Source organism: Paenibacillus mucilaginosus 3016 (assembly GCF_000250655.1).
GTDB classification, from domain to species: domain Bacteria; phylum Bacillota; class Bacilli; order Paenibacillales; family NBRC-103111; genus Paenibacillus_G; species Paenibacillus_G mucilaginosus.
This window is the reverse complement of record NC_016935.1, coordinates 3430760-3446778: the sequence shown is the minus strand read 5'-3', so window position 1 is coordinate 3446778 and position 16019 is coordinate 3430760. Positions and strand designations below refer to the sequence as shown.

Genomic DNA, 16019 nt, shown 5'->3' with positions numbered 1-16019 from the left:
AAAAAAGAGTAGACTCATACGAGTAATACCTCTTATTAGAACATCCTTCCAGCCGCTGGCGATCAGAATCAGCGATACGACGATCAGCAATAAGGACAAATACCCTGGATTCATTCGCTCTCACCCGCAGAAACAAGCTTCGACTCCCTATCCGTATTCAGGATAGGCAGCCGTGATCTCACTTCCGTAGTATGGCTTTCCATATTTAGTTTTAGTCACCGTGCGGCAAAGCCGCTGCGCCCCGCAAATTTGCGGATATCGATGCTTCTTGCGCTGCACCACTGCGCCGTATCGCCGGTAATAACGGCCGGCATGAGGTGAAGCTCTTCGACGGTGGATGCGCCCAAGGCCGTCATCACCAGCCGCAGTTCCGCATGGAGCGATTCGATGAAGCCGATCAGCGCCTCCGTTCCTTCTTCGCGCTGTACCCGCAGCATCGCCCCGGCCATACCGACAGCCGACGCGCCAAGGACCAGCGCTTTGGCCGCATCGAGCGCACCGGTGATGCCGCCTGTCGCGATAACCGGCGTACTCCGTCCCTCCGTACCTGGCCGCGCTTCCAACACCTCAAGCAGGGCGATGGCGGTAGGACAGCCCCAGTCGTTCAGCCACTCCATCGGCCTCGCTCTCCTGGCGTTCTCGATCGCTGCGAAGTTCGTGCCGCCTGCTCCGCCGACATCGATTGCCGCAGCACCGGTCTGCAGAAGCCGCTCCGCACTCTCCCGCACCATGCCGAAGCCTACTTCCTTGACGATGACGGGGACGCCGACGCCTTCCACAATCGTATGTATCCGCTCGAGCATGCCGGTAAAATCACGGTCCCCCTCCGGCATGATGAGCTCCTGCATGACATTCAGGTGAATCTGCAGCGCATCTGCCCGCAGCATCTCCACAGCACGCTTCGCCTGGTCCAGTGTCGCTTCGCTGCCCAGGTTGCCGAAGATGATCCCTTCTGGATTCACCTGCCGCACAATGCGGTAAGATGAAGCCACTTCGGGATTCTTCAAGGCGGACATCTGTGAACCGACCGCCATGGCCAGCCCCGTCTCACGGGCCGCTGCCGCCAGCTCCCGGTTAATTTCCTCCGTCTCGCGGGCTCCTCCGGTCATCGCATTAATAAGAATCGGCGAGCTCAAAGTGAGTTCGCCGATTCCGGTAACTAACGATATGCGATCGGAGGAGATCCCGGGAAGACAATTGGGGAGCAGCCGGATATCGCGGAAGCCCTGCGCTCCGCTGATGCCCTGCTGCAGAGCATGATGGACATGCTCCATTTTCCTTGGTATGCGCACCCTGGGTTCCTCTTTTCGTTATACTTGGACAGCCGGCCTAAGCCGGGCGGCCATCTTACTTGAACTTGCTCAGCTTGTCGCCGAAGCGCTCGCCGAGGGTCAGGTTCAGGGAAGACAGCTCTTCGTGGGAGACGGATTCTCTCTCTCTTCTTGGAGCTCTCTCACGGTCACCGCGCTCGCGCTCTTGTCTTGGTTCGCGGGCTGGAGCTTCTTCCGTTTCCTTAATGGAGAGGGAGATACGCTTCTCGTCCGGGTTCATGTCAAGCACTTTCACCTTGACTTCTTCCCCTTCTTTGAGCACTTCCTGCGGAGTTGCTACGTGACGGTGAGCGATCTGGGAGATATGTACCAGACCTTCTACGCCAGGAGCCACTTCGATGAAGGCACCGAACTGCACAAGACGCTTCACTGTACCGGTTACGATGTCACCGGTGTTGATGCGGCCCGCCACCTGCTGCCAAGGACCCGGCTGGGTAGCCTTGATGGACAGGGAGATGCGCTCGTTCTCCGGATCTACCTTCAGCACCTGCACCTGTACCTTGTCGCCTTCTTTCACGACTTCGGACGGCTTCTCAACATGGTGCCATGCCATCTCGGAGATGTGCACGAGGCCGTCCACGCCGCCGATATCCACGAATGCGCCGAACTGGGTCAGACGCTGAACCGTACCATCGAGCACCTGGCCGACGGACAGCTTCGCGAGTACTTCCTTCTTCTTGCCTTCGAACTCCTCGTCGAGAACATCCTTCTGGGAAAGGATGACCTTGTTCTTTTCGCGGTCCATTTCTTTCACGCGAAGACGAAGTGTGCGGCCTTTGTAATCGCTGAAATCTTCAACGAATGTACGCTCAACCATCGAAGCCGGAACGAAACCGCGCAGGCCTACGTCAACAACGAGACCGCCCTTAACCACTTCGGCAACCTTCGCTTCGAGGATCGTTTTGTTCTCCATGTCGGCAGCGAGCTTGTCCCAAGACTTCTCGCCGTCAACGGCACGCTTGGAGAGAACGAGCTTCTCTCTGTGATCGTCGATCGTGAGGACCTTGAGCTCGATTTCTTGGCCGATCTCCACGTTCTGGGAAGCATCGTCCACTTGCACGGAGGAAAGCTCCTTCACAGGAACAACGCCGTCATATTTGTAACCTACGTCAACAAACGCCTGGTCCGCATCCACCTTGATGACTTTCCCTTTGACGATGTCGCCCTTCTTGATGAAGGTTACGTCCGCCATGGACTCTTCCTGGGATACCTCGGCACCCTGCACTTCTTGAACTTCCTGGTCTTTAATTTCTTCTGACATGTTCAATACCCTCCTTAGCAACCTGACGACAATGTATTTGGATAAAAGCTAGCTTTCATCTTTTTCCTAAGTATTCCACGGTTTATCTTTTCGATTCGTGCTGTTTCACCATCGCGCGGATGGTATTCATGATCTTCTCCGTCGCTTGCTCCAAGCCTTCGGAGCCGCTACCCGCGAATTCGCTGAGATCCACCGGCGGCCCGTAGACCACTTTCATCGGCCGGAACAGCTTGTAGCCGCCGACGATCGCCGCAGGGATCACCGTAGCTCCCGACTTTATGGCGAGGCTTGCCGCCCCTTTCTTGCCCATGCCGCCAGCATTGCTGCGGGTTCCTTCAGGAAAGATCCCGAGCACGCTGCCTTCCTTGAGCAGATCCAGGGACAACCGGATCGATTCTTTGCTTACACCGCCGCGCTTGACGGGAAAAGCCGCGATTCGGGGAAGAATGTAGCTGAGTACAGGCATTTCAAAAAGCTCTGCCTTCGCCATATAGTGCACCTTGCGCTCCATCAGACATCCAAGCAGCGGAGGATCCCCGTTGCTCGTATGGTTCGCGCACAAGATGACCGGTCCCGTACGGGGAATGTTCTCCATCCCTTCGGCGCGAAGCCGGAAGAGGATACGGAATATTACCCGAAAGAGACTCCGAAAAAACCGATACAGCATGATTTATTTCCCTCCACCGACTCTGGACTGGCAAAGCTCCAATATCCGCTCCACCACTTCGGGGATCGTCATATCGGTTGTGTCCATCAAAACGGCGTCCGCCGCTTTGACGAGTGGCGAGGCTTCCCGCTGTTCGTCCATCCGGTCCCGGCGGGCGATGTCCAGCTCGAGCTGTTCGAGCGTCATCTCCGTCTGGGTATCGCAGATCTCCTTGAACCTCCGCTCTGCGCGGATTCTAACCGAGGCGGTCAGGAAGATCTTGACCTCCGCGTCCGGGAGCACATGGCTGCCGATATCCCGGCCGTCCATGACCACACCCTTGCCGGCGGCCATCTCCTTCTGCTTCGCGGTCAGAATGGAACGGATCTCCGCGACGGATGCGATTCGTGAGACGTTCCCCGTCACTTCGGCCGATCGAATCATGCCGGTGACGTCAAGCCCGTCCACATAAACCGTTTGCCCGTTCTCGCCGGGCACCAGACGAATCTCCGTCCGGCTTGTCAGTGCTATCATGTCCGCCGTGGCCTCCGCCGGAAGGTTCTCCTGCAGAATCTTCCAGGTGACGGCACGGTACATGGCCCCCGTATCGACATACACGAATCCGAGAGCCCCTGCCACCAAACGGGCGATGGTGCTCTTGCCCGCTCCGGCCGGACCGTCGATAGCGATGTTAAACTTTTCCAAGATGCGGCCTCCTTCTTGCCTGAAAGCGGACGAAACTTCCGAAGCTGCATTGCTCCGCTCCCATCCATCGCGGCAGCGGCATAGGGCGGCCCGGAATGATCCGGTGAAGCCAAGACCGCGGGTGCGAATCCTGCCGAATCACAAAAAAACAGGCCGAAGCCTTGAACGTAGAAAATTATACCATAGCTGTCCACCCGAATGCAAAACGACGAAGGGTCAGGGTCCGCTGCGTACTAAAGCCCCATGCTCGCCGTAAGGCGTTCCTTCCAGCTGCTCCACGCGGACCAGCAGGTAGCGGATCCTTGGGTTCTGCAAAAGCAGCTGGGAGGCAAGCAGCAGGGACAGCAGCACGACCAGCACGGCCACCGCCATTTTCTCCACCCGTCCGGCAACGCCCAAAAACAGCTCTTCGTATTCGTCCGCCTCTTCTCTTTCCTGCCTGCCGCAAGCCTTTCCCTGCATGACCTTCACCCCAAGCCTGAATTTGGAAGGTAGTGTGCCCTGCAGGCTGCGGTTCTATCCGCTATCTCTTGCGGATATCGAGCTGCCGCTCGAAACAATAGCGGATGATCTTCTGGCGGTCCTTGTCCGAGATCTCAGTGAAGCGCAGCATGAGCTGGTGCTTGCCCGACTCGTGCATCTTCACCCGTACGACCTCGGCGCTGAACGGAATGTGCTCCGGCGTGCCGCTCTTCATGTGAAGAAGGAGCCAGCAATCGAGCGACTGCCCTTCGCCGGCCCGGACCGTCGGCGGGCAGAGCAGGGACAAGCCTCCTCCGCTCACATCGTCGGTCAAGGCGACATGGCGCTCCCCGTCCGGCAGCCGGAGGGCGATCTCCAGCTCCGCAGGCACCCGCAGATAGCTTCTCCGCTGGATCTGGGTTACGGCTTCCGGCTCGGGCTTGCGGATAGCGACCAGCCGGATGACATCGTCGCGGAAGCCGCTCACTTCGGTATGGAAGTAATTCTTGACGCCGCCCTCCGCGATGAAATACACGGACAGCCCGTCGCCCTTGAACAATTTCTTCAGGCGGCCCGTACTCTCGTTGATCGGCACTTCCATAATGATCTCCGTATCGGTCACGTCAGCTATGCGGGACTTGTATTCCTGCCTGGCTTCCTCTTCATCTATGGATTCGATCTGGATATGCAGGATTTGATTCACTTTCGGAAGCAACGTCATCCCCCCGGGATTTTCTCTAGGCTGCAGCCCTGGCCCAAGCTCTTTCTTGTCGCACGCCATTCCCTATTATAGCATGCTGACCAAATATGGGAAGAGGCTCATCCCGAAGGGAAAGACCGGCGGCTCTCCCCTCAAATGAAAGAGCCCGTACCTAAGCCGGGCTCCGTCTGCTGCTTCTTACGCCTGAACCTCCGCCTCCTGTGCGCCGAGCTCGTCGATCTTCTCCTCAGCTCCGCTCTCCGCATTGATGTAGACGCGGTACATGCCGCCGTTCACCCGTCCGATGAACTGGTAGCACAGCACCTCCTCCTGGATATCGCTGCGGATCAGGGCCTGCGATGTGCTCTCCACTTCAAAGCTCGGATTGAGCGTCTTGCGCGCTTCCTCTTCCGACAGCTTCGGCTGCCTGAGCTGCCGGTCCTTCTTGTCGAACACATAATCGGAGGCCTCGAGCCCCGTCACTTCCCCGTTGTCCAGCGCCACCTTGACCGCCACCTTCTCGAGGTAGTTGATCACGTCGTTCTTGCGGGTGGCGAACGTAATATTCGCTTCATTGCCGTACTCGTCATAGGAAACGGCCGTCATGTCCTTGTAGCCGTGATCATCGAGGAACTGGGCCGCCATATCCCTGGCCTGCCGCAGCTCGAGCTGCTTCGCCGGAATCTCCCGCGCCGCCGAGAACCATAGCAGCTGCCCGCCTTTTTTGGAGAAGTCCATCAGCACGCCGTCCGTCGTACCGGGCTTCGGCACGCTGACGCTGTAGGACTGGTAGTCCGTGCCGGCTCCATTCTCGGTGACCTTCACGCCGGACGTATCGGCGAGTCTGAGGAACCTCGCGGCCTTCTGCTTGATGTCCTCGGGGGACTCTTCCATGCCTGCCAGCATCGTCATGTCCCGCTTCTGGTACATGCTCATAACCACGGGACTCCAGTCGATCTCCGAATACTCGCCGACCTTCAGGTCCATGGCCGAGAATCCGTCGATAATCGCATTGTCCTGCGGCTCCTTCTCGGTGACGAGCGCAAGCTCCACATCCATCCAGCGCAGGTTGCTCGCAAGCACCTTCGACTGAACGCCCCGCAGGTCGGCGGCAATCTCGCCCGCATGCTTGTACAGCGCCGAGAGCGTCTTCAGCTCGTTCTCGTCGAGCGGCTGCTTGCTCAGGTCACGGACGGCCGCCCGGTAGGAGAAATTCGAGATATTCGCCAGGAACTCTTCCGTCTTGTTGAAGGGAAGCAGCGTCAAGGGCAGCTGCGAGATCTCGTTCTGCGCCTGGCTGGTGATCCGCCATACATTGATGAGGCCCTTCTTGTAAGCGTCCTGCGACGTGGAATTCACCGCCAGGGTATTGCCGAGCTCCGTATGAAGCTTGTCCACATGGAAGCTCAGGTCGTGGAACGCCCGCTGGTACTGGTTCTCCGCCTTGATGAGCACGGAGTTCTTCTCCTGGTGCTCCATATATCCCCAGATCCCGGTACCCACCAGCGCCACGAGGAGAATCGGGAACATGACCATGCTGAGCCGTTTGTACATGACTTAAGATCTCCCTTCATCAGCAAAAGTTGGGCTTAGTGTTCGCCGGAAGGGAGCGCGTTTATGCACGGAAAGAAAGCCTCTGGCGGCTGATGCGGGAACACGGAGCGGCAGGGCTGTCCGTAAACAAAAAAAACCGGCATCTCGCCGGCTTCTTCTTCATCCCCTATTAAAAATCATGTGTTTCGATATGAAAATCCGAATTGTTGTTGCAGATGCACATTTTGAAGCCGGTATCTACGCGGCCCTTCTCCCTTCGTCCTTTCAGGACGAATTTCTCGCCGCAGTGCTTGCAGCGGATCGTGACTTTCACTCTCATGGTTACTGCCGTCATGCCCATCCTCCGGTTCTCTACTGGTTATGCTACCCAGTATAGACGGTTCCGTCAGATTTTAACCTGTTCTTCCCGGGTCACCATCCGAAGCGGAGACTTGGCGTTGGCGCGGTTCACCTTAAGCAGGCTGCGCACCCACAGGAACACCATCAGCGGCACCATGAACCAGATCCAGTAGGTCTTCGTGACGGCCAGAATGTAATCGAACGTCCCGTGCCAGAAGAACGGCAGCAGCAGAGCGTAAAGGAGGTGCTTGCGCTCTCCCCCGGCGGTGAACTTCGCCTTGCCGAAGTGATAGCCCATGATCACGCCGAACATCGCATGCCCCGACACCGGGAGGAACGCCCTCCACATCAGGAAGGAAAAGTCGGACCCGTGCAGGAAGGCGTAAAATACGTTCTCGAGTGTGGCGAAGCCAAGGGACACCGCCACCGAATACACAATCCCGTCATACGGTTCGTCGAACGAGGTGTGCTTGTAGATGATAAAGTAGACCAGGAACCACTTGAAGAACTCCTCCGGCAGGGAGGACGCCAGGAAGGAGAACAGAAAGGAGCCTTCTCCTAGCCCCAGCCCGAGCACCAGGGCCCGCTGCAGGACCATGATGGGAAAGACGAGCAGGACGCCGAAGAAAAACATCCGGAGCACGAGAGACACCGGCTCCGGCTGATAACGGTCCTTGAGATAAAAATAGCACAGCAGAGCGGCACCAGGCGCTATAGCCGCGGTTAAGATGGGTAAGACGCTCATGGTGACCCCTCCGATCCAGTTTTTGGTTTTTGGTTATATGAGCGTTCTTAGGAACTGTCTGCCGGGCCGATTTGTATAAATGCCTGCGGCCGCTGTTGAATCCGGATTCCCAATCAATCGATTAAAGGAAGGAATCCGGATTCAAAGGCGGCACGTAAACTCTACGGCTTTTATACAAATCAATTACACTCCGTCTCGCCCAGAACACTCAAAACGAAAAACCAAAACCGCCTTAAATAATAAAAAAAGAAAAGATTAAAACCGTTTGGTTACTTACACCCATTCTATATTAATTGACCCAGCCCCGGAACCGGGCGGCTTCGGCCATTTTGCGGACACCCACCATATAAGCGGCCAGACGCATGTCGACTTTTCGTGTCATATGAACATTATAGACATTCTCGAAGCCTTTTTCCATCATTTCTTGGAGTCTGGCATGCACTTCCGCTTCCGTCCAGTAGTATCCTTGATTGTTCTGCACCCACTCAAAGTACGACACAACTACGCCTCCGGCGCTGGCCAGCACGTCCGGCACGAGCAGCACGCCGCGGTCCGTAAGGATCTTCGTCGCCTCGATCGTGGTCGGGCCGTTGGCCGCTTCCACGATGATCGGTGCCTTGATGCGGCCGGCGTTCTCGGCCGTAATCTGGTTCTCGATGGCCGCCGGCACGAGGATGTCGCAGTCGAGCTCCAGCAGCTCCTGGTTGGTCAGCGTGTCCTTGAAGAGCTTCGTTACGGTGCCGAAGGAATCCCGCCGGTCCAGCAGGTATTCGATATCGAGACCGTCCGGATTGTACAGCCCCCCGTACACGTCGGAGATGCCGACTACGCAGGCTCCCATATCGTGCATGAATTTCGCCAGGTAGCTGCCGGCATTGCCGAAGCCCTGAATGACAACCCTGGCGTTCTTCAGCGGGATGCCCTTCTTCTTGAGCGCCTGGTCGATCATGATGGTCACGCCCTTGGCCGTGGCCGTCTCCCTGCCGTGCGATCCGCCGAGCACGATCGGCTTGCCGGTGATGAAGCCCGGGGCGTCGAATTCGCGGATCCGGCTGTATTCGTCCATCATCCATGCCATGATCTGCGAGTTCGTCATGACGTCCGGTGCCGGAATGTCCTTGGTCGGCCCCACGATCTGGGAGACCGCGCGCACATACCCGCGGCTCAGCCGCTCCAGCTCCCCGAAGGACATCTGCCTCGGGTCGCAGATCACTCCGCCTTTGCCGCCGCCGTAGGGCAGGTCCACGATCCCGCACTTCAGACTCATCCAGATGGAGAGGGCCTTCACCTCATCTTCATTCACATCGGGATGAAACCGTACCCCGCCCTTCGTCGGCCCTACCGCATCGTTGTGCTGCGCGCGGTAGCCGGTAAACACCTTCACGCTATTGTCGTCCATCCGCACGGGAATCCGCACCGTGAGCACACGAATCGGCTCCTTCAACAGTTCCACCATCGCTTCGGAGTAGCCGAGACGGGTAAGCGCCTGCTCGATGATGACTTGAGTCGAATGCAGCACATTCAAATTTTCGGACATACGGACCACCCTTATCTCATGAGAGTATGAATCACTGGATGCTTCAGCAGGAGGAGACCGCGCCCTGTTCCGGGTTCAGGCCCATTCAATTCTCAGTGCAGCTCGTCAAAGCGGGCTTTCCCGTCCAGAAACCGCAGGGGAACGGTCGCCAGCGGCCCGTTGCGGTGCTTCATCAGATGCAGGGCGGCCGGGTGCCCCTCCACCTTGGCCGGCGGTTCCGACGCGCACTGCGACTTCAGCAGCAGCATGACATCGGCCGATGCCTCCACCCCTTCGGGCAGACGCTCTTCGCCGATATCGCTCGGAATCGCCGCCACCACGGGGCCTCCCCACTCTCTTGACCACTGCTTCAGAGCATAGGCCAGCGAGGTCTGGTACTCCGCCGGCGTAACCCGGGGCACGGGCCCTCCGAGCGCGAGCGGAATCCGGTTGAGGTGGTCGATGAACACGACCGGCGTCTTTCCTGCAATCCCCGCGATCCGCTCGATAGAATTCAGCACCCGCTCCATCGTCGTATCCGGAGAGCATTCCAGTGTCCACTGCATTTTGCTGATGGGAATATACTGCTTGTTGGCTTCATTGACCTCATCCGGGGATACCGTACCGCCGAGCACCTTCTGGGGCTCCGTGCCGATCAGGCGGGCAATGCTCCGGGCCCACAGCTCGAAAGCGGTCATGTCCCACGAAACGTACACGACAGGCGTCCCGCCTAGTGCGATATGGTCGGCCATCTGCTTCATGAGCATCGTCTTGCCGGAGGAGGCGCACCCTGCCAAAAGATAGAGGCCGCTGTGCAGGCCGCCGAAAAGCACGTCGTCAAGCCGCTGGAAGCCCGTCGCCACGCCGGAGACCTGTCCCCGGTGCCGCTTCATGTATTCCTCCGTATATACCGTGATATTCTTGACATCCGGTGCGATCGGCAGCAGAAGCGATTCCTCCATCGTGTCGCCCAGCATCTGCGTGAACGTTTCCACCGGATTCTTGACCCGGCTGAAGAAGTCGTTCGCATCGCGGATGGATTCCGGCAGATTGACAATAAAGGACTGCTTTGCCGTAGATTGCAGCATGGTCTGTATTCTTACACTTTCGCGCCGCCCCAATTCATCGTTGCCCAAACAAATGAACACGCGCTTGTCCTTCAGCTTCTCCGCATGGCTTTCCTTGAACATCATCCAGACCGGCACGCAGACCGCCGGCAGGCGCGCCTGCGACAGGCTGAGCACGTCAAACACGCCGCTGACGAGCACGACGTCATCCGCGTCCTCCAGCACCTCTTCGTTAAACATATAATCTTCTACGCCGAGCAGGCTCTTGTACTTGGGCTCCCGGTTGTCGATGGACCGGCCGATGAGATCCACCACCGTCCCTTCGGCATTCTCGATGGGCAGAATGATGCGGTTCTCGAAGAAATCCCCGAGTTTGTCGGAAGCCACATAGAAGCCGATCCGACCCGGCTCGAAGCCGATGCGGTACTTTTCCACCGTTTCGGGCTCAATGCCCCGCCGCTGCAGATAAAAAAGCGCTTCCTCCCTAAGCTGTTTATGATAATGGTTCGCCAGTTGTTCCAGGTCATACGACGATTTAGCCGCCGTCGGTTTGTTTAAGCTCATGGACATGTTCTCTCTTCCTCCTGTCAATAACCGAATTCCGCAAAAAAAGCATTCCCCAAAAACGGACGTTTTTGTTGAATGCTTTACCATGTCTACAGCTTGTTTCTTCATGCGCAAATCTCTTGGAGCGCCGACGCCCGCCGGGCTGGTTGTTCTATTGGAATTTGGCGCAGAGCACCTTGACCGCATCGGACTCGATCACCGTCTTCCCGTATTCCTCAAGCATGGCTTGAGTCACGGAAGTCGATTCGCCGAATTCGGACAGCACTGCAACGATTGACTGCAGGCGCTTCTCTTCCATATCCACTGCATCGAGCAGCAGGATCCACTTGTTCTTAAACGAATATAACGTTCCCCCATCAATCAGAAGCGGGTTAATTACTTTCGCCATACGGAGCAGGTCTTCAAAATCATGGAAGGCGTACGTGATCTGGTCGGTTTCGTCCATCGTCACTTCCAGCTCGTACACTTCCTCCATTTCATCCTCAAGCGTGTCATCTCCGTGAGTGAGATTCATCTTCCCTCTGGTTACAATCACCATCATCCCTTGAGCCGGCATGGCAAGAACTTCAACGGCAAGCGGTCCTGTAGCGTCAAAGCCAAGCTCCATATAGGCTTGGTCCATCATTTCACTAAACAGCTCATGAACCTTGGGGATCTCTCTCCACATGTCATCCTTATGAATGCCCCGCTCCGTTAAGTCATCGAATGTGAGGAATATCCGTATCTTGTCCTGACTTAAACGCTCCATTTTCATACTGGATTCCTCCCTTGCCGACTGTATTAACAGCTTATGAAAATAGGTTCTCAAAGGTGAGATATGAACGTGAGTTAACAGCTTGTATTCCATGATACGACTATTATATCACAAACGTCAAAGAAAAGAACGGTTATCCCCCTAAATTTAAGCTTCATTTGCGGAAAAAGACAGGACCGCCGCCCCGGTAAGAGCGACGGCCCTGTCTTGAAGCGCAAACCGGCGCGGAATCAGTGGGCGCGGTGCTCTTCCTTCGCCTGATTGCTTGCCAGGATCTCAGCCACCGTAGCGGACAGAGCGGGGTCTTTCTTCACTATGTCTTCCACCTTGCTCAGGCCATCCGATGCGGAAAGCGCATCCTCGATCCCGCTCTCCTTCTTCGAGCGCGAAGAAGCGGCTTTGCTCTCCGAACGCTTCGGCTTCTCTTTCTTCTCCTGCCCGCCGGACAGCAGGTTGTTCATCGCGTCGCTGCTGCTCAAAGCGGATAAGAGCATCGGTCCTCTGCGGTTGGACAAGTAGACGGCTGCGGCGGCTCCAACCAGCCCGCCCAGCAGAAACGAACTCAGCTTCATTGGGATCCCTCCGTAATTTCGTATGCGTTAATTTCGTATTCGAAACTTATTTTCCGTTAGGAGGGCCGCTGGCATGCATGATAAAATAAGGAAGCCTTAAGGCGCGTACACCGCCTTTGGAACGAAGATTACCCCAAAATCCGCCGCATCTACCGTTACAATATCTGTCAGAGAGGAGCGAACTCACATGCCGTCACGAATGAGCCTGATCCTCCCGATGGGGGCGGCGATCCTGCTGGCCTCCTGCCAGGGGGCGGCCCCCTCTGCTTCCGGTGTCCCCGGCTCTCCCGTGAAACCGTCCGCCGGGCAGCCAGCCGATGCCGGCAGCCAGCCGGTCCAAGACGCCGTACCCGCCTCTCCACAACCGGCTCCGGGCAGCACCTCTGCAGCCCCGCCCCCGCCGGCCGCGGCGCCGGAAGCCCGGCCTGAGGCCGCCGTGAAGCGGTACAAGATGAATCCGCGAACCTATGATATTCAGCCGGTCGAGGGCTCGGGCGCACCCGCGAAAGCCGTGCTGCTTACGTTCGACGACGGACCGAAGGACCGGGACGTGCTGGAGTCGCTCCTCGGCACGCTCGAGCGGCACAAGGCCAAGGCGATCTTCTTCGTCAACGGCTACCGTGTCCGGCAGAAGCCCGAACTGCTGAAGCTGATCCACGAGCAGGGCCATACGGTCGGCAATCACTCCTGGGACCACATCGACCTGGCGAAAGAAAGCGCGGACAGCGTGAAGCGCCAGATCGGGGATGTGCAGAAGGAAGTGGAAGCGCTGACCGGAAAAGCGCCGCGCTTCTTCCGTCCTCCGTTCGGCTCCGGCGGGGAAGCGGTCCGTGCGGAAGCCAAGACGCAGAAGCTGCTCTACATGACCTGGTCCAATGGATCGAAGGACTGGGAGATGACCACGCAAAAAAACGACCCGCAAAAGGTCGTTACGAATGTGCTGGAGCAGCTTCGTCCCGGCAGCAATATCCTGATGCATGAGCTTCCCTGGACGGCCGAGGCCCTGGACACGCTGCTGACCCGGCTGGCCGGGCAGGGCTATCATTTCGCCGACCCTGCCGAACTCCTCTCCGAATAACCCTGATCCTTGGGGCCGGTCATGGCCCCGGATCTCCTCAATAAAGCCTCTGATAACCCCAAAATAAAAGTCCGATAACTAAGAGTACAAAAATCCAAAGCAGCGACCGATAAAAGAGAGGAAGCCATTTTTCTTTTTCGGTCGGATGCACGGTTTTACGCGGGGGAAGGTAGTGGTCGTCAGGTACGGCGGGGCCGGTTCCCGGTCTCTCCGCCTGCCCCCTCTGCCCTTCCGCGGGCAGGTATGGTTTGCGGTTCATCTATTCTTCTCTCCTATAGCGAAGAATACAGCCCATCAAGAAGTCGATCAGAAAATGGGCGAAAATCGGCGTCCACAGCGAGCCGGTCTGGATATAGATCCAGCCGAGCCCGTAGGAGATGCTGAATACCAGACCGGTCATCAGCCAGTGCTGAAGATACCGGATATGAATGGCGGCGAACAGGATGCTCGTCCAATAAGGCCCCCAGGCCGCCTGGATGGCGCCGCGGAACAGCACTTCTTCGCAGATCGAGACGATGAGGGACAGGAGCGCGATATGCCACAGCGCCCGGTTCCCGAAGATCATCTTGTTGACCCCCCCGTCGTCGGTCACCTCCGGCGGCACCCAGCGGGAGATTAGCAGATCCGCCGCCAGCACGATGAGGGCGAAGGAGCCCCCCCAGATCAGGATGGTACCAGGGTTGTCGATAGAGAAGAGACTGCCGAGCGAGGGTTTCTGGAACAGCATGATGACGGCCGCGATCAGGAGCACAAGCCCCTGCGTCATATACAGGTTGACCAGCAGCATCCGGTCATCAAGTTCGTGGACGTCCACCCTGCGGAATTTCAGATCTTTGAGCTTGAAATTGAATTTTTTCATTTGGTTTCCCTTTTTCGACAAAATTCCCTATACTTTGCAAACAACCCAAAATGAAACAGATTGTCAGCAGGAGGTGCTTCCTATGCAAAAACGTCTCAGTGGTTCGGACTACCTGTATGTCGTAACGTTTATCTTCATGCTGGTCGTGGCTCTCGGCGCCTTCTTTCTCGGGCTGAAGCTAGGACAGCAAAAGTCGGACGCGAAATACGAGGCGCTGATCGTCAAAAAGAATGAAGAGGAACACGGGTTCACCGCGTACCACCAGCAGTATCTGGTCTCGTTCTATCATACCATCTACCAGCCCTACAGGGAATTTCACAAGAGCTGGTTCGAGAAGACCGACGATCTCCAGAGCGGTTCCATCGATCCGGCCGGCATGGTCAAGGAGCTGAAGAAGCTTGCAGATGAAACCTATGCCGTGCTCGGGAGCAAAACCATGCCCGACTCCTCCCCTATGCTCAAGGATGCGCATACGGACTATATGAGAAGCCTCAAGCTGTTCAGCGAGGGACTGGGAGGCCTCTCCTCCAAAGCGGGCAGCCAATCGCACGGTGAGTTCCTGAAGAGCATCGCAGGCGATGCTTATCTGAATGAAGCGAAGAATTACGCGCTCAAGGCCGAGAAGGAGTATTACGGCTCCATTATCTTATGGAACCAGTCCGTGAACCCGCAGTTCGCGGCGATCGATGTGAGCCAGAATCTGAGTCTGTCGGACTGGAATGCCCTGCCTCTCAACACGAAAAACGATTATGCCGCCCAGCTCATGCTGTCCAGCAAAGTGTTCCAGGCATTCACGCCCCAGGATCTGACGATCCGCATCGACGAGATGGCCTCAAGCGGCCAGGCGAAGAACATGGGCATCGGGCAGGTCAAGCAGGTCATGGACATGCTCGTAGCCACGGAAGCGGTACGTCCGGGTGACTTCCTGCGCGGAAAGGACAAGCGCTACGGCAGCGAAACCCTGCCGCAGCTGCCCTTCTTCACCAACTGAGAGGCTATGCAAGCCGCAAGCCGCGGTCCCCAAATGGACCGCGGTTTTTGTATTCTTCAGCCGGTACGCAGCTGATTCAGTCGTACTGGAAGCCGCGGAGCGAGGCGATGGCCGCCATTCCCCCGTCGACGTTCACCAGATTATCGAAGCCCTGCTGGCGCAGATACAAGCAGACGTTGACGCTGCGCACCCCATGGGCGCATACCACGTAGATGCTCCGGTCCCTGGGGAGCTCCTCCATCCGTGCCGGAATCGTGTTCATCGGCATAAGCACCGCGCGGTCATCGTGATAGTATTCCCATTCGTAAGGCTCCCGTACATCCAGGATCATCTGGCCCTCGAGCTCTCCTCCCTCCAGCATTTCCTGAAAGGCGGCGGGATCGATCCGCTGAATATCCGTCATCTTTTTTCCCTCCTGTCCGGGCAGACTTTGCGCTGCTTTTCCTATCATACCATGCGCAGCGACGCCCGAAAACTCGGGCGGGGAGCCGATCGACGGGACCGCGCCGGCTTTGGGGAGCCTTCTCGCCGTCACATTTCATCAAACTCGTGAATTTTATGTAAATATCCGATTTTTTATTGCGTTTTTCGGCCAATAGACTTACAATAACAGTATACATCCGCCCGAATGTTCGGACATTCCTTTCAACTGCCTGCTTTCGGATGATTCGGCTGAGCGGTGCGAAACCTATTGACTAGGTCCGCATCCGCATGATAAGCTAATGAAAATTTTAGATCTAACATGCTATGACGGAGCCAAGCATAGTCCGAAACGTTCAGAGAGCCGGTGGTCGGTGCGAACCGGGTCGTTCTCGATATGCGGAGCACTCCTGAGTTGCTGAGGCGAACTTTACAGTAGTCCCAGCCGGCCG

General features: G+C 57.1%; 18 protein-coding genes and 1 other annotated feature (1 of these 19 cut by a window edge). Of the genes, 2 read left to right on the top strand and 16 right to left on the bottom strand.

What is annotated here, in order from left to right; all coding sequences use genetic code 11:
* Positions 1-215: 215 nt before the first annotated feature.
* The 13 genes from fni to PM3016_RS14875 all read right to left on the bottom strand — a co-directional run bounded on the left by fni (position 216) and on the right by PM3016_RS14875 (position 12219).
* The gene (gene fni, locus PM3016_RS14930; protein WP_013916484.1) at positions 216-1292 is read right to left on the bottom strand and encodes a type 2 isopentenyl-diphosphate Delta-isomerase; all 1077 of its coding nucleotides are present in this window, start codon (positions 1290-1292) and stop codon (positions 216-218) included.
* A 55-nt stretch (positions 1293-1347) separates the two neighbouring features.
* The gene (rpsA, locus tag PM3016_RS14925) at positions 1348-2592 is read right to left on the bottom strand and encodes a 30S ribosomal protein S1 (RefSeq protein WP_013916483.1); all 1245 of its coding nucleotides are present in this window, start codon (positions 2590-2592) and stop codon (positions 1348-1350) included.
* An 82-nt stretch (positions 2593-2674) separates the two neighbouring features.
* Entirely contained in the window at positions 2675-3259 is a 585-nt protein-coding gene (locus tag PM3016_RS14920) for a lysophospholipid acyltransferase family protein (protein WP_013916482.1), read from the bottom strand.
* Between the two features lie 3 nt (positions 3260-3262).
* Positions 3263-3943, bottom strand: a complete 681-nt coding sequence (gene cmk / locus PM3016_RS14915; protein ID WP_014370033.1) for a (d)CMP kinase — start codon at positions 3941-3943, stop codon at positions 3263-3265.
* A 216-nt stretch (positions 3944-4159) separates the two neighbouring features.
* Positions 4160-4405, bottom strand: coding sequence for a hypothetical protein (locus PM3016_RS14910; RefSeq protein WP_014370032.1), 246 nt, complete (start codon positions 4403-4405; stop codon positions 4160-4162).
* A 61-nt stretch (positions 4406-4466) separates the two neighbouring features.
* On the bottom strand, positions 4467-5126 hold the full coding sequence (locus tag PM3016_RS14905; protein ID WP_041616871.1) for a flagellar brake protein: 660 nt from the start codon (positions 5124-5126) through the stop codon (positions 4467-4469).
* 177 nt (positions 5127-5303) lie between these two features.
* A complete protein-coding gene (ypeB, locus tag PM3016_RS14900) occupies positions 5304-6659 on the bottom strand; it encodes a germination protein YpeB (protein ID WP_014370030.1) in 1356 nt (451 codons plus the stop codon).
* Positions 6660-6828: 169 nt separating this feature from the next.
* Complete coding sequence (locus tag PM3016_RS38665; RefSeq protein WP_013916476.1) at positions 6829-6993, bottom strand: hypothetical protein; 165 nt, start codon at positions 6991-6993, stop codon at positions 6829-6831.
* 51 nt (positions 6994-7044) lie between these two features.
* On the bottom strand, positions 7045-7743 hold the full coding sequence (prsW, locus tag PM3016_RS14895; protein WP_013916475.1) for a glutamic-type intramembrane protease PrsW: 699 nt from the start codon (positions 7741-7743) through the stop codon (positions 7045-7047).
* A gap of 289 nt (positions 7744-8032) precedes the next feature.
* Positions 8033-9280 carry a Glu/Leu/Phe/Val family dehydrogenase gene (locus tag PM3016_RS14890; RefSeq protein WP_014370029.1) on the bottom strand — a complete coding sequence of 416 codons (1248 nt, stop codon included), beginning with the start codon at positions 9278-9280 and terminating at the stop codon, positions 8033-8035.
* A 92-nt stretch (positions 9281-9372) separates the two neighbouring features.
* A complete protein-coding gene (locus tag PM3016_RS14885) occupies positions 9373-10896 on the bottom strand; it encodes a DnaB-like helicase C-terminal domain-containing protein (protein WP_014370028.1) in 1524 nt (507 codons plus the stop codon).
* A 148-nt stretch (positions 10897-11044) separates the two neighbouring features.
* Entirely contained in the window at positions 11045-11647 is a 603-nt protein-coding gene (locus PM3016_RS14880; protein ID WP_013916472.1) for a genetic competence negative regulator, read from the bottom strand.
* 230 nt (positions 11648-11877) lie between these two features.
* Positions 11878-12219: a hypothetical protein gene (locus tag PM3016_RS14875; protein WP_013916471.1), complete on the bottom strand. Its 342-nt coding sequence runs from the start codon at positions 12217-12219 to the stop codon at positions 11878-11880.
* Positions 12220-12406: 187 nt separating this feature from the next.
* On the opposite strand from PM3016_RS14875, the gene PM3016_RS14870 reads away from it, so the two are divergent.
* Positions 12407-13297 carry a polysaccharide deacetylase family protein gene (locus PM3016_RS14870; protein ID WP_013916470.1) on the top strand — a complete coding sequence of 297 codons (891 nt, stop codon included), beginning with the start codon at positions 12407-12409 and terminating at the stop codon, positions 13295-13297.
* Positions 13298-13334: 37 nt separating this feature from the next.
* On the opposite strand, the gene PM3016_RS14865 is transcribed toward PM3016_RS14870, so the two are convergent.
* Together PM3016_RS14865 and PM3016_RS14860 are read right to left on the bottom strand one after the other, a co-directional pair.
* On the bottom strand, positions 13335-13556 hold the full coding sequence (locus PM3016_RS14865) for a hypothetical protein (protein WP_014370027.1): 222 nt from the start codon (positions 13554-13556) through the stop codon (positions 13335-13337).
* Positions 13557-14156 (bottom strand): CPBP family intramembrane glutamic endopeptidase, encoded by a 600-nt coding sequence (locus tag PM3016_RS14860; RefSeq protein WP_014370026.1) that lies wholly within the window; start codon positions 14154-14156, stop codon positions 13557-13559. It abuts the gene before it with no gap.
* An 82-nt stretch (positions 14157-14238) separates the two neighbouring features.
* Here PM3016_RS14860 and PM3016_RS14855 point away from each other — a divergent pair, with 82 nt between their 5' ends.
* On the top strand, positions 14239-15147 hold the full coding sequence (locus PM3016_RS14855; RefSeq protein ID WP_014370025.1) for a hypothetical protein: 909 nt from the start codon (positions 14239-14241) through the stop codon (positions 15145-15147).
* 76 nt (positions 15148-15223) lie between these two features.
* Here PM3016_RS14855 and PM3016_RS14850 read toward each other — a convergent pair whose 3' ends face one another.
* The gene (locus PM3016_RS14850) at positions 15224-15550 is read right to left on the bottom strand and encodes a rhodanese-like domain-containing protein (protein WP_013916467.1); all 327 of its coding nucleotides are present in this window, start codon (positions 15548-15550) and stop codon (positions 15224-15226) included.
* 335 nt (positions 15551-15885) lie between these two features.
* Positions 15886-16019 (top strand) — a binding site (T-box leader) (it continues 111 nt past the right edge of the window).

What these genes read in the sequence shown, in the direction of transcription:
- rpsA (WP_013916483.1), bottom strand. Translation starts at nt 2,592, where the DNA reads ATGTCAGAAGAAATTAAAGACCAGGAAGTTCAAGAAGTGCAGGGTGCC.
- PM3016_RS14920 (WP_013916482.1), bottom strand. Translation starts at nt 3,259, where the DNA reads ATGCTGTATCGGTTTTTTCGGAGTCTCTTTCGGGTAATATTCCGTATC.
- PM3016_RS14910 (WP_014370032.1), bottom strand. Translation starts at nt 4,405, where the DNA reads ATGCAGGGAAAGGCTTGCGGCAGGCAGGAAAGAGAAGAGGCGGACGAA.
- PM3016_RS14905 (WP_041616871.1), bottom strand. Translation starts at nt 5,126, where the DNA reads ATGACGTTGCTTCCGAAAGTGAATCAAATCCTGCATATCCAGATCGAA.
- ypeB (WP_014370030.1), bottom strand. Translation starts at nt 6,659, where the DNA reads ATGTACAAACGGCTCAGCATGGTCATGTTCCCGATTCTCCTCGTGGCG.
- PM3016_RS38665 (WP_013916476.1), bottom strand. Translation starts at nt 6,993, where the DNA reads ATGACGGCAGTAACCATGAGAGTGAAAGTCACGATCCGCTGCAAGCAC.
- prsW (WP_013916475.1), bottom strand. Translation starts at nt 7,743, where the DNA reads ATGAGCGTCTTACCCATCTTAACCGCGGCTATAGCGCCTGGTGCCGCT.
- PM3016_RS14890 (WP_014370029.1), bottom strand. Translation starts at nt 9,280, where the DNA reads ATGTCCGAAAATTTGAATGTGCTGCATTCGACTCAAGTCATCATCGAG.
- PM3016_RS14885 (WP_014370028.1), bottom strand. Translation starts at nt 10,896, where the DNA reads ATGTCCATGAGCTTAAACAAACCGACGGCGGCTAAATCGTCGTATGAC.
- PM3016_RS14880 (WP_013916472.1), bottom strand. Translation starts at nt 11,647, where the DNA reads ATGAAAATGGAGCGTTTAAGTCAGGACAAGATACGGATATTCCTCACA.
- PM3016_RS14875 (WP_013916471.1), bottom strand. Translation starts at nt 12,219, where the DNA reads ATGAAGCTGAGTTCGTTTCTGCTGGGCGGGCTGGTTGGAGCCGCCGCA.
- PM3016_RS14870 (WP_013916470.1), top strand. Translation starts at nt 12,407, where the DNA reads ATGCCGTCACGAATGAGCCTGATCCTCCCGATGGGGGCGGCGATCCTG.
- PM3016_RS14865 (WP_014370027.1), bottom strand. Translation starts at nt 13,556, where the DNA reads ATGAACCGCAAACCATACCTGCCCGCGGAAGGGCAGAGGGGGCAGGCG.
- PM3016_RS14860 (WP_014370026.1), bottom strand. Translation starts at nt 14,156, where the DNA reads ATGAAAAAATTCAATTTCAAGCTCAAAGATCTGAAATTCCGCAGGGTG.
- PM3016_RS14855 (WP_014370025.1), top strand. Translation starts at nt 14,239, where the DNA reads ATGCAAAAACGTCTCAGTGGTTCGGACTACCTGTATGTCGTAACGTTT.
- PM3016_RS14850 (WP_013916467.1), bottom strand. Translation starts at nt 15,550, where the DNA reads ATGACGGATATTCAGCGGATCGATCCCGCCGCCTTTCAGGAAATGCTG.